This window comes from Marinomonas ostreistagni, assembly GCF_016888445.1.
Lineage (GTDB): Bacteria > Pseudomonadota > Gammaproteobacteria > Pseudomonadales > Marinomonadaceae > Marinomonas > Marinomonas ostreistagni.
On record NZ_JAFEKF010000002.1, the window covers coordinates 377,030 to 388,471 of the forward strand.

Annotated in this window: 13 protein-coding genes; 5 read left to right on the forward strand and 8 right to left on the reverse strand. The window is 50.7% G+C overall.

From position 1 onward, the window contains the following. Positions 1-189: 189 nt before the first annotated feature. The 4 genes from JQX58_RS07235 to JQX58_RS07250 all read right to left on the reverse strand — a co-directional run bounded on the left by JQX58_RS07235 (position 190) and on the right by JQX58_RS07250 (position 3,804). Positions 190-1,206, reverse strand: coding sequence for an ArsJ-associated glyceraldehyde-3-phosphate dehydrogenase (locus JQX58_RS07235; protein WP_204146165.1), 1,017 nt, complete (start codon positions 1,204-1,206; stop codon positions 190-192). Between the two features lie 33 nt (positions 1,207-1,239). Further along, positions 1,240-1,611, reverse strand: coding sequence for a metalloregulator ArsR/SmtB family transcription factor (locus JQX58_RS07240; RefSeq protein WP_204146166.1), 372 nt, complete (start codon positions 1,609-1,611; stop codon positions 1,240-1,242). A gap of 68 nt (positions 1,612-1,679) precedes the next feature. Next, the gene (locus JQX58_RS07245) at positions 1,680-2,618 is read right to left on the reverse strand and encodes a LysR family transcriptional regulator (RefSeq protein ID WP_204146167.1); all 939 of its coding nucleotides are present in this window, start codon (positions 2,616-2,618) and stop codon (positions 1,680-1,682) included. Positions 2,619-2,712: 94 nt separating this feature from the next. Next, complete coding sequence (locus JQX58_RS07250; protein WP_204146168.1) at positions 2,713-3,804, reverse strand: NADH:flavin oxidoreductase/NADH oxidase; 1,092 nt, start codon at positions 3,802-3,804, stop codon at positions 2,713-2,715. A gap of 161 nt (positions 3,805-3,965) precedes the next feature. On the opposite strand from JQX58_RS07250, the gene JQX58_RS07255 reads away from it, so the two are divergent. From JQX58_RS07255 to JQX58_RS07270, 4 genes are all read left to right on the forward strand, one after another. Continuing rightward, on the forward strand, positions 3,966-4,298 hold the full coding sequence (locus JQX58_RS07255) for a DMT family transporter (protein ID WP_204146169.1): 333 nt from the start codon (positions 3,966-3,968) through the stop codon (positions 4,296-4,298). Positions 4,299-4,377: 79 nt separating this feature from the next. Next, positions 4,378-4,767 (forward strand): hypothetical protein, encoded by a 390-nt coding sequence (locus JQX58_RS07260; RefSeq protein WP_204146170.1) that lies wholly within the window; start codon positions 4,378-4,380, stop codon positions 4,765-4,767. Positions 4,768-4,934: 167 nt separating this feature from the next. After that, positions 4,935-5,279 (forward strand): DUF6404 family protein, encoded by a 345-nt coding sequence (locus JQX58_RS07265; protein ID WP_204146171.1) that lies wholly within the window; start codon positions 4,935-4,937, stop codon positions 5,277-5,279. Between the two features lie 28 nt (positions 5,280-5,307). Beyond that, entirely contained in the window at positions 5,308-5,658 is a 351-nt protein-coding gene (locus JQX58_RS07270) for a putative quinol monooxygenase (RefSeq protein ID WP_204146172.1), read from the forward strand. Between the two features lie 371 nt (positions 5,659-6,029). Here JQX58_RS07270 and JQX58_RS07275 read toward each other — a convergent pair whose 3' ends face one another. Genes JQX58_RS07275 through JQX58_RS07290 form a run of 4 tightly spaced genes read right to left on the reverse strand, consistent with a single transcriptional unit; the run spans position 6,030 to position 10,675 of the window. Continuing rightward, positions 6,030-7,412, reverse strand: coding sequence for an ABC transporter ATP-binding protein (locus tag JQX58_RS07275; RefSeq protein WP_204146173.1), 1,383 nt, complete (start codon positions 7,410-7,412; stop codon positions 6,030-6,032). After that, positions 7,409-8,200: an ABC transporter permease gene (locus tag JQX58_RS07280; RefSeq protein ID WP_239090212.1), complete on the reverse strand. Its 792-nt coding sequence runs from the start codon at positions 8,198-8,200 to the stop codon at positions 7,409-7,411. Before JQX58_RS07280 ends, JQX58_RS07275 begins: the two co-directional genes overlap by 4 nt. Continuing rightward, positions 8,197-9,132 (reverse strand): ABC transporter permease, encoded by a 936-nt coding sequence (locus JQX58_RS07285; protein ID WP_204146174.1) that lies wholly within the window; start codon positions 9,130-9,132, stop codon positions 8,197-8,199. The genes JQX58_RS07280 and JQX58_RS07285 overlap by 4 nt, the downstream gene beginning before the upstream one ends. Positions 9,133-9,136: 4 nt before the next feature. Next, positions 9,137-10,675, reverse strand: a complete 1,539-nt coding sequence (locus JQX58_RS07290; RefSeq protein WP_204146175.1) for an ABC transporter substrate-binding protein — start codon at positions 10,673-10,675, stop codon at positions 9,137-9,139. Positions 10,676-10,993: 318 nt separating this feature from the next. On the opposite strand from JQX58_RS07290, the gene JQX58_RS07295 reads away from it, so the two are divergent. After that, positions 10,994-11,383 (forward strand): hypothetical protein, encoded by a 390-nt coding sequence (locus tag JQX58_RS07295; protein WP_204146176.1) that lies wholly within the window; start codon positions 10,994-10,996, stop codon positions 11,381-11,383. Positions 11,384-11,442: the final 59 nt, after the last annotated feature.

Consider the following 11,442-nt stretch of genomic DNA (forward strand, 5'->3'; position numbering starts at 1 on the left):
AGCAAAGTAAGTGGTTAACGCCTCGCTTGACGATGACAGCACCGACCGACGCACATCCCTGTGCGTGACGGTCGGGTCGCCCATCCATGGGCTAAGTGCTTGTCATCTTCAAGCTAAGCTGAGCAAGTACATTAGCGAGATAAATCCAGCCGGATCGAAGGCTGGATTTATCAAGGCTACAGAAGCTAACTATTTGGCTTGTAGATCCAAACGACCAACCATACGCATCAGCTCTGCGGTACGGTTGGCGTAGCCCCATTCGTTGTCGTACCACGCATACAGCTTCACCTGAGTGCCATTGATGACCATGGTCGAAAGGGCGTCGATGGTGCTGGAGCGTGGATCCGTTTTGTAATCCACAGATACTAATGGGCGCTCTTCGTAACCGAGGATGTCTTTTAGCTCGCCTTCGGCGGCTTCTTTTAGGAAGCCGTTTACTTCCGCTTCCGTGGTTGGGCGGCTGACTTCAAACACACAGTCAGTTATAGAAGCGTTGGCCAGTGGCACACGCACTGCGTGACCGTTTAGCTTGCCTTTTAGCTCTGGGAAAATATGGGTAATCGCGGTCGCCGAGCCTGTCGTGGTGGGGATCAAGCTGGCACCACAGGCACGTGCACGACGCAGATCTTTGTGCGGTGCGTCCAAGATGGTCTGCGTGTTGGTGATATCGTGAATCGTGGTCATGGAGCCATGCTCAATGCCCAACTTCTCGTGAATCACTTTCACCACTGGTGCAAGGCAGTTGGTGGTACAAGACGCTGCGGTAACAATTGGGTGAATGGCTGGGTCGTATAGATCATGGTTCACGCCCATTACGACGTTGAGCACGCCGTCTTCTTTCACTGGCGCGGTGACCACTACGCGTTTTACGCCTTGATCAATGTAGGCTTGTAGCAAGGCTTTGGTTTTCATCTTGCCACTGGCTTCGATCACCACATCACAGCCCGACCAGTCCGTCTCACCAATCGATTTGTTCTGTGTGCAGGCAATGCGCTGACCATTGATGATCATCTCGTTGCCTTCTGTGCTGGCTTCGTGATGCCAACGGCCGTGAACAGAGTCGAACGTGATCAAATGTGCCAATGTCGCGGCATCACCTGCTGGATCGTTAATTTGAACGAATTCCACATCATCCCAGTCAAAGGCCGCACGAAAAGACAAGCGCCCCATGCGACCAAAACCATTAATTCCCACTTTAATCGTCATACTGACCTCATATTTTTTGTTATTTGATGATTGTTATGCACAGCAACTTTGAGCACGTTCGGGGCGATCGCCCATTTGCGCCAAACGGCTTAAGTCGGCAGCTACGTAGTCCAGATTTTCCGCGGCGCTTAGCTGTAGTACCAGTTTGGCCCAGTCGGGTAAGGTCTCATTAAGGCTGTAAAATACCCACTGACCTTGGCGACGATCGGTCAGTAGTCCACAACTGCGCAGCTGGGCTAAGTGGCGTGAGATTTTTGGCTGGCTTTCGTCGATAGCCGCCATCAGTTCGCAGACACACAGCTCTTGTTCTAGCTGGATCAGCAACAAGCAGCGCAGGCGCGTGTCGTCGGCTAAACACTTATAAAACGACAGGGGGTTAAGCTCTAGCTCAAGCGGCTCTGACATAGGGTGTACTCATAGGCTAATTTATATATGGCAAACAGCATATATGAAAAAACATATAAGTAAAGGGGCTAGTTTGGCGTACAGCTGGCTTGGTAGTTGATGGTGAAGTCATAGATCAACTCACGTACCCAGCGACGCAGTGGATCAGCGTGCGTGCGTTCATGCCACACTTGGTTTAAGCGTACGCTGGCAATGTCGAGTGGCACAGGGTAAACGCGCAGTTTAGGGTTGTTACGCAGAGCGCTCTGCGCCACGCTTTCAAAGCAGGTGGTGATGATTTCTGGGTTTTCTTGGACGATATGAATCGGAGCCAAATGGCTTGAGACTCCGGCCACTACTTTACGCTTATGCCCTAAGCGTTCTAGTTCTAAATCCACTTCACCGATCAAATCGCCAGAGACCGATACGACCAAGTGTTCGCACTGAAGATAGGCGTCCAAATCCAGCACTTCACCTCGGATATGAGGATTGTCTTCTGATGCCAGCACACAATAACTGCGCTCGCCGACAAATTGTTGGCGCATGGTGTCGGGTAGGTCTTTGTAAAAACCGGCGATGGCTAAATCACATTGGCCGTTTTCTAGCTCCGCCCTTGGCAGCTCGCCGCGGGTATTGCGAATCACAAAGCGGACGTTGGGGGCTTGCTCACGCATGATTTTTAAAAGATGCGACAGCGAGCACATTTCGAAGTAATCATGGGTATAAATCACGATTTTATCGTCGCGCTTGCGAAAGTCAGGCTCGACTTGCGTCGCGTAAAACGCTTCTAAGTTAGGCATGATGTCACGAATTTGTTGCGCCAGTTCGTGGGCTTTTGGCGTTGGTGTTAAGCCTCTCGGTGCTTTAATGAAGAGCGGGTCGTGCCATTCATCGCGCAACTTATTCAGTTTGTGGCTCAGTGCTGGTTGGCTGATGGATAACAGCTTAGCCGCGCGAGAAGCATTGCGCTCCTGATAAAGCACATGAAACAGCAGTAATAGATTTAAATCTCGGCGAAAAATATTCATAAAAGAGCCTTTTAAACGAACAACACGGGCAGCGCCCGTGTTGTGTCTCTATGTTCTCGGGAAGAGAGTAGAGTAAGTGTAGTTTGCTTAGAGCTTAATAACGACCCGCCCAATGGGCGTAAGGCGCAGGCAACACCCAAGAGGGATTTTCAACCTCGAGTGCTTTGGCCAGCTGGTAGGTATAGCGTGGGTTCGCTAGGTAAGCACGCCCAATCAGTACTTGATCCAGTTGCTGCTCTGCGATTGCGCGTTCGGCATCCTGAGGTTTATCGAAGCCCCAAGCAGAAGCAACCGGTAAGCCTGTTTCACGACGTACGCGCTCGGCGGTTTGCGCTAGCATTGATGGGCCCCAAGGAATGTTTACATCGGGTGTGGAGAAGCCAAAGCTGACGCTTAAGAAATCCAAGCCATGGTCTTTAAACTCTTTGATCAACCAGATCGATTCTTCCAGCGTTTCTTCATCACGACCATCGTACTCGATTACGCCAAAGCGTGCGGTCAGCGGTAGCTCTTGTGGCCATACAGCGCGAACGGCTTTTAAGGTGTCGATGAGAAATTTACCGCGACCTTCTTTATCGCCGCCGTATTCATCTGTGCGCTGGTTGGCATCACGGTTAAAGAACGATTGCGCTAGGTAGCCGTGAGCAAAATGCAGTTCCAGCCATTCAAAGCCTGCGTCTAAAGCGCGTTTTGCCGCATCGACGAAGTTTTGCTGCACGCGCTCAATATCGGCATGGGACATCTCTTTCGGTGTCTTCGGCAGGTTGGCGCCGAAAGCGACCGCAGACGGGGCGATGGTGTCCCAACCGCGTGGGTCGTCTTCTGCTAGGTGATCGTCGCCATCCCAAGGGCGGTTGGCGCTGGCTTTACGACCGGCATGAGCGATTTGGATGCCTGGTACACTGCCATTTTCCTTGATAGACGTCGCAATTTTAGCCAACTCATCGGCCTGTTGATCGTTCCAAATGCCTACGTCGTTTGGCGAGATACGGCCTTCGGGTGATACAGCGGTTGCTTCCACCACCACTAGGCCCGCGCCGCCACGAGCCAACTCTGCGTAATGCTGCTTATGCCAATTGTTGACCACGCCATCTTCGCCAGCGCTGTATTGGCACATGGGTGGAATTCCGATGCGGTTCTTTAGGGTTATGCTTTTTAGCGTAAATGGCGTAAATAGCTCAGCCATGGATTTCTCCTTGTCAAAATTTGCGAGGCTGACGTCTTGTTTTGATCGGGTCAGCGAAAGTGTGAGTGCTATAATAGGGATTCTTGGTTATTCATAAATTGATATTTTTAAATAACAGCTATTCAAAAATTAAATAACAGTAGTCATAAAGAGTCGGTCCTATGAAAACCTGGATTATTTTGTTTGTTGCTATCGTCTCGGAAGTAATCGCTACTTCGGCGCTCAAGGCCAGTGATGGCTTCTCAAAGCTCGGCCCTAGTATCTTGGTCGTGGTAGGTTACGCCTTAGCGTTTTACTTCTTATCATTGACTCTAAAGGTAATGTCTGTAGGCGTTGCTTACGCCATTTGGGCGGGGCTTGGCATTGTGCTGACAGCTATCATTGGCTGGTTTCTGTTTGGGCAGAAACTTGATGTGGCGGCGCTTTTGGGGATGGGGCTAATACTTTTGGGAGTAATTGTGATTAATTTGTTTTCCAACGCAAGTGGGCATTAATTCGTCGCAATTAGGATAGTGCGCAAACCGCCCTAGGCGTACTTTGCGCTAAGTCAATTTGGCATATTAGAGGGTTTTTATGTTTCGTCTATTAAGCAAATATCAATGCGCAAAAGACCTAGGTCTTCCGATTGCTGCATTCGTTGCGTTACTGCTGTTTAGCGCAATTTTCACTTATTTTTGCCCAGAAAGTGGCTGGTCTACTTTCTTTGCCATTTTGCCACTTGTGCCTGCGATCTGGGCCGTGCGTACCACGATCCGTCTAGTGACCTTGATGGAAACTCAGCAACAAGTTCAGCAGTTGGTGAACTTTGCTACGAGCTTCGTTGTGGTCGGTTTGCTGACCTTTACCTACGGCTTCCTATCGTGCTTCGCTGATTACCCAAGTTTCCCACTTATTCTTGTGGCGCCTTTGATGGTGGCTGTTTGGGTGATCACTGACCAAATTTCGAAGCGTCGCAACAAGTAATTCGCGCCGCGTTCACGCTTTTCTGGCGGTTACCGCCACGTTTTTCCGCCAAATTGCCTTCCTGCCGGAATCTGGACAACCCAACGATTAGGGTTGTCCTACCGGATCACTTATAGCACATTAGTGTTCTTTCATTTTCTCATCGATCTGATTAACGAGAGGCGCTTGTGTCATTTGAAACACGTCTAGCCAATGCCCATGCCGAACTACAGGCGCAGGGTGTTTGGTTGTCCAACTATAAACCGCCCATGTTTAGTTTATTGCGTATGCTTGGCATCAAGGTGCCACCGCCGTACTACTTGGGCTTTCACCTCAATGCGGTCATTGCCTTTTGGTATTTCGCCATCATCATCTTTTTAGTGATGTACTTTGGACTGCTTGGTAGCAACGATAGCTTGCGATCTGCCTTAGATAAGGCGGCTTTGTGGGGCATTATCTATGGTGTTGGGATGGCGACGTTTTATGCCATCAGACGCCGCAAGTTACAGCTCAGTGACTGGTCGTCACTATAATTAACGAATTGTTTTATAAGGATTTTACATGTCTAGTAAAGTGTATTGTGTGGCGCAGTTTTTGCCTAAAGAAGGTCAAGAAAAGGCACTGTTTGAGGTCTTGCAGAGTTTAGAGCCAAACACGCTGCGCGAGGACGGTTGTTTGCAATATCGAGTGACGCGCCAAGTGATGAGCCCATTTGCCGATGGCAAGAGTTTCCCGATTGCATTTCATGAGCAATGGGCCAATATGGCGGCGTTTGAAGCGCATTGTCAGCGTCAAGAGATTGCGGCATTTTTTGAGCGCTACTGCCAAGCAGAAGATGGCTTAGCGGCGGACTGGAATGTCTGTATTTACAGCGATGAGCCTGAGGATTTTGACGCGCCAGAGCTGGCTTAAAAAAGGGCGCCAAGGGACACAGTGGATGCCCCTTGGCGAAAAGCGTTTACCTTACAGGAATCTTTAAGTGTGCAATTGATAAGGTAACCTTACACTTAAATGTCGGCGTTGGACGCTAACGTGATCACCTGCCCAGTAAACACTGGGAGTACTAAAAAACTGAATCAACCCTGTGTGGCGTTACAACGAGTGCATGTTTCACTGTAATGCGCGTCACATGTTAACAATCAGTATTGAGTGATTAATCAGCTAACCAATCAATAATGTTATAATATAACATTTGTTTGTGGATGCAACCCCTTATGTACAAAAAATAACCCCCAGTTTTTAGGCTGAGGGTTAGGGGAGTAATGCACTGATTTGTGAGCCGTTTAGTGATTGAGGTTAATCACTCGATCGCAGCGTTTGGCGATCAGGTCTGGATCATGGCTCACCAACATCACCGCGCAGCCGTTTTGTTTCGCCACATCCACTAATAGCTTGCTAACGTCCCGTTGAGTCACTGGGTCTAAACGTGAGGTCGGTTCGTCGGCAAACAAAAATACCGGATCTAGCAAGAGCACACGCAACATGCAAAAGCGCTGTAGCTCGCCTCCCGAGACCCCTTCTGAATTACGATTGAGTAGCGCATCCGTTAAGCCCAATTGCTGCATCAAAGGCGCAATACGCGCTCGGTCAATGTTGTGCAGTTTGATGGTATCCTCAAGCAGCGTGCGCAGCGACACAGCACGGCTCACCGCTGCGGTAGGGTCTTGGTAGAGCTTCTGCCATTGCTGAACTGCAGCTTGACGCTGACGCTTGATGCGGCCGCCAAGGGGCTGTTGTACGCCTAGCAGCGTGTCGCCCAAGGTGCTTTTACCACAGCCACTGTCGCCGACAACCCCAACAACTTCACCTTCATCAAGCGTGAAGCTGAGGTGCTTGGTCAAGGCGCTAGTGCCATAGCCGATGGTCAAATCTTCCACATCGAGCAAGCGTTTGTCGGTTTGGGTGCTAGGCTCGGGAGCAGGCCAGTTGACGGGATCGGCTTCGATCAAGGCTTGGGTAAAGGCATGCTGCGGCGCCTTTAGGATTTGCTCGGCATCGCCTTCTTCGACCAATTCGCCAGCTTTGATGACCATCATGTGGCCGCCGATTTTGCGCGCCACTGCCACATCGTGGGTGATGGTGATTAGCGTGCCTTGTTCAGACTGGGTGAGCAATTGCTCGACTACTTGATCGCGGCGTGACACATCCAAACCTTTGGTTGGCTCATCGGCCAATAAGACCGAGGCGCCGCCCGCCATAGCACAGGCGATGGCGACGCGCTGTGCCATGCCGCCAGAGAGCTGATCGACACGTTTATGACCACTGTCCGAGAGGCCTTGCAGGGCCAGCGTATAATCGGCGCTCTGACGAGCCTCCCCCGCACTTTGCCCCGCCACCAGTTGGTAGGTTTCTTGTAGCTGTGGCTGTGCGCCCATTAGTGGGTCCAGTGAGTTCCAAGGCTCTTGTGGCAGCATACTGATGCGATGTCCCCAAAAGCGTTGGCGCTGCTTGGCATTAACTTCATCGCCAAACAAGGTCACCTTGCCTTCGGTGCGTAAACTGCTTGGTAAATTGCCCATAATGGCTTGTGCCAGCAGACTTTTACCTGAGCCTGTTTGGCCTAAAATGGTCAAACGTTGGCCTTTTTCAAGGGTTAAGCTCATCGGTGCCAGCAATTCGGTCTGCCCGGCCCAGACGGTTAAGTTTTCAATATGAATCAAACTCATTGTGTGCGACCTCGGCCCATTAATTGACATGCTAGAACCACTAACGCCAGCAAAATAAGCGGCTGAGCCAGCAGCCAAGGCGCATCACTGTAGTAGGGGAAATGCTCGACAATCATTAAGCCAAGCTCAGCTAAAGGCGGCTGAATACCGACATAGACAAAGCCTAATGAGGCCATCATCAAGATTGCATTAGCCGCGCCAAACGCAGCGATGGTAAATAGCTGTGGCGCGATCGCTGGCCAGTAATGACGACGGAAAATATACCACTGGCCAAAGCCCATCAATTTTGATGATTGCACTTCAGGTGAGTGCGTTAAGCGTTGCGTGATGGCGCGGCTGACGCGAAAGTATTCGATCCATTGAATCAAAGAAATCGCTACGTACAGCATCCAAAAAGAGCCTGGCACGATGGCGGCAAAGATCAGCACCAAGACCAAGCCCGGTAACGCCAAAATCATGGTGACGATGGCATCTAAGCCACGATCTAGCCAACGGCCACGAGTCGCAGCAAGCACGCCTGCGCTGACACCAATGATGGCCGAAGTTAGGACGCACAAGCCCGCCATCATAAGCGATAACTGCAGCGCGTCTGCCAAGCGGATCCACATATTGCGACCAAAGTGGTCGGTGCCGAGCCAAAACTCGCTGTTTGGCGCGGTCATGATATGGCTAAGGTTTTGCGTCGCGGCATCGCCTTCTTGCAACATAGGGCCAAACACAGCGTAAACGATTAAGAGCAGCAATAGCGCCGCTCCGGATTTTTGTGTGGTGGTCAAAGAAATGCTCATGACAACTGGCCTCCACGTGGGTCAAGGTAGTGACAAGCAATGTCGACTAAGGTGTTCATGACTACAAACAGCACGCCCATCATCAAGGCAGCACCTTGGATTAAGGGAATATCACGGGCAAAAATGGCATGGGCTAAGCCATGTCCGATACCAGGCCAAGAAAATAATGATTCGATCATCACCACCCCTTCAACCACGGTGATTAATTGAATGCCCAAGAACGCCACCACAGGGACTGCGATGTTGCGCGCACCATGACGCATAAAGGCTTGGCTTGGGCTTAAACCTTTCATACGGGCGAATTCAAAAAATGAGCTACCAAATACGCGGCGTGCTTCCGTATGTACCACGCGATTGGAAATCGCCGCTAAGCTTAACGCCAGTGTCAAAGCCGGTAGCACCAAATGCGCCGGAGTACCAAAGCCCGCCACGGGCAGTAGATTCCACTCCAATGCAAACATAATCACGGCCAATAAGCCGATAACAAATACCGGTACTGCGCGTAAGGCCGTTGAAATGGTCAGCAAGACACGGTCTAGCCAGCCGCCTTTGAAGGCACTGGCAAGGCCGAGTGGTACGGCGATCAAAATGGATAGAAGGATGCCTGCCAATGCCAGTAGTACCGAGTGCCCCAGCATGTGCCAAATCTGCTCGGTCACGGGCGCGCCACTGACCAGAGAATTGCCAAGATTCCAGCTGAGTAAATCGGTGAACCACTGCCAATAAGCGCTCCAGGCGCTTTGGTCTAAGCCCAGCTCGGCGCGCACCATGTCAGCGGCACGATTATCCACCGCGTCCATGCCATAGCGGCTGGCAGCGATACGGTAGGCCATGTCACCAGGCAGCGCACGCATCAAAAAGAAGGTGAGGGTGCCGACGCCCCAGGAGACGGCAACCAACTGTAATAAACGTTTGAGAAGTAAAGCGCGCATGGAATTACTTCACCCACGATAGTTCGTTGAGGAAGTAGCTGCGCTCGTATGGGTCAAAACGGAAACCTTCTAGGCGCTTATTGACCGCGGTTTGCTGGACATAAGATGCCACCGGGATAAGCGGTTTTTCATCGTATAGCGCCTGTGCCACGGTTTGTGCTTTTTGACGGTAGACACTTGGGTCAGACTCAGACAGCAATTCGTTTAGAGTGGTCTTGATGCCCTGATTGTCCCAATTAAGCGTGCCCCAGTCGCCGCCTTTTGCGCCGCCTAAGTCTTTTAGAAGAGAACCTAATGGATCGGCGATGACACCGTAGTTACGCGCCATCAGTGCCGTGTCCAAGGAATCATCCGCGTGGCCGGCTGGGATGGCGCTGGAGTTAGTAATGCTGACATTAAGCTTCACACCCAGTTGGCGCCATTGATCTTGAATCGCTGTTGCCACGGTTGTGAGCTCTGGGCGGTCTGCGTAGGTGATCATATCGATCTCAAAGCGTTGCCCGTCTTTTTCCAGCCAGCCATCGCTGTTGGTTTGCCAACCTTGCGCCTGCAGTAGGGCTTTGGCTTGTTCTAAATCTTGCTCGACTGAAGTATCGGCTACATGCCAATCCGCCATGTAGGCCGGTAGGATTTGCGCGGTTGCAGCCTCTGGTGCGCGCAGTACTGCCGCAGCAATGCCGCGACGGTTGAGTGCTAGGCTAAGCGCTTGACGGGCTTCTACGGTATCCATGCTAGGGTGGCTCGCATTGACTTTTACCACCAAGGTGCGAGGCAAGTCAGAGCGGATAATTTCAAGGTTTGGTAAGCGTTTGAGGGTCGGCACTGCCGCTGGATCCAGACCAAAAACAATGTCCCCTTGGCCGCTTCGAGCTTGCAGTACGCGCGCTTCAGCACGATGACCGGTCAAGTAGCGGGCGTATTCGATCTCGGCCACTTTGCCCCAGTAATCGTCAAATTTCTCGACCACCAAACGGTGCGGTACGGCAATTTGGTAAACCGAGAATGGCCCTGTACCAATGGCTTCGCGAGCAAGGTTATCTTCGCCGTAGGCTTGTGGCGCTAAAATGGCACTGGCGTAGTTGGCTAAGATCGCGCCCAATGGCTGAAACGGTTGCGACAGGTTGATGTCGATATGCTGCGCATCGACGACCTCGATACTGGTCACAGGCACGCCCTGCCAAGCGCCGGGTTTTTCAGTCGCGATGCGTAAGGCTTTTACCACTGAGTCTGCAGTCATAGGTGTGTCGTTGTGATAAACAACATCGTCGCGCAGTGACAACCGCCATTTATGGCCACCTTCTAAGATATCCCAAGCGCTGGCCAGTCCTGGTGTTAGGTTGCCTTGATTGTCCACATTGAGCAGGGTTTCAAAGATTTGCATGCGCGTGAACACATAACCACTGCGCGATGGATCAATGCTTGAAAATTCAAACGCGGCGTTAATTTTAACCGTGTTTTGGTCTGTTGGTTCGGCGTTAACGGGGGTAGTGGCAAGAGCAAGGGCCGAAATCGCTCCGGCTAACGAAGAAGTGAAAAAGCGCATGTGACAGCGAATCCTTTAGTGAGATCAATAAAAACTGCGCAAATGTTATGATATAACGTAATTTTTGAGAATTATTTTTAGATACTTTCTAAGTGAAAGATTTTCAAGTTATTTGATCCTGATGGGGCTAATCCCCGTATAAATTAGGGTTATTTATGAATGGGCAACAGGTTGTCGCAATTGAGCTAATTTTTTAGTGGAGAGATGCGGAACTAATGTGTACAATTTTCGGTCGAAATTCTGATTTATATCAAAATTGACTAATTATTGAGCAAATCCATTCTGCTCTGAGTCAAAAACAGGCATAGGTGTCCGATTGTGGATATGAAACAAACGAACAAAAACATGATGAGCAGCGGTGGCGCACTAAGCCAGCCTCTTCAGTCTATGAAGTGGGCGGCTCGTCTGAATGCGTTTGTTTTGGCTGTGGTGGCAGTGAACCTGATCATCTTCCCACTCGGCGGCGCCTACGATCCTAGTGACTTTTTCCACACGGTTTTTAAAGACCTCCCGCTTATCTCCCTGTATGCCTTCTTCGGCATCATCAGCCTCTTTGTGTTTGTCTACTGGCTATTTTTTATGCCTAGTGGGCAATTTGCGTGGCCTGAAAAGCGCTCACGCAACATAAGACCACCGCGTCAGGTGGTTCTTCGTCAAGCTTTTTACAACTCTGTATCAGCTTGTCGCGCACCCCCAGTTTCTGCTTAAAGAGTTTTGGCGGCATTTTCGATCGTTCTATTTGAATGATGGTAAATACCACGTGCTCT

Coding starts and splice junctions, on each gene's coding strand:
- JQX58_RS07290 (WP_204146175.1), bottom strand. CDS start 10,675: ATGCGCTTTTTCACTTCTTCGTTAGCCGGAGCGATTTCGGCCCTTGCT.
- JQX58_RS07250 (WP_204146168.1), bottom strand. CDS start 3,804: ATGGCTGAGCTATTTACGCCATTTACGCTAAAAAGCATAACCCTAAAG.
- JQX58_RS07260 (WP_204146170.1), top strand. CDS start 4,378: ATGTTTCGTCTATTAAGCAAATATCAATGCGCAAAAGACCTAGGTCTT.
- JQX58_RS07275 (WP_204146173.1), bottom strand. CDS start 7,412: ATGAGTTTGATTCATATTGAAAACTTAACCGTCTGGGCCGGGCAGACC.
- JQX58_RS07255 (WP_204146169.1), top strand. CDS start 3,966: ATGAAAACCTGGATTATTTTGTTTGTTGCTATCGTCTCGGAAGTAATC.
- JQX58_RS07245 (WP_204146167.1), bottom strand. CDS start 2,618: ATGAATATTTTTCGCCGAGATTTAAATCTATTACTGCTGTTTCATGTG.
- JQX58_RS07240 (WP_204146166.1), bottom strand. CDS start 1,611: ATGTCAGAGCCGCTTGAGCTAGAGCTTAACCCCCTGTCGTTTTATAAG.
- JQX58_RS07235 (WP_204146165.1), bottom strand. CDS start 1,206: ATGACGATTAAAGTGGGAATTAATGGTTTTGGTCGCATGGGGCGCTTG.
- JQX58_RS07270 (WP_204146172.1), top strand. CDS start 5,308: ATGTCTAGTAAAGTGTATTGTGTGGCGCAGTTTTTGCCTAAAGAAGGT.
- JQX58_RS07285 (WP_204146174.1), bottom strand. CDS start 9,132: ATGCGCGCTTTACTTCTCAAACGTTTATTACAGTTGGTTGCCGTCTCC.
- JQX58_RS07280 (WP_239090212.1), bottom strand. CDS start 8,200: ATGAGCATTTCTTTGACCACCACACAAAAATCCGGAGCGGCGCTATTG.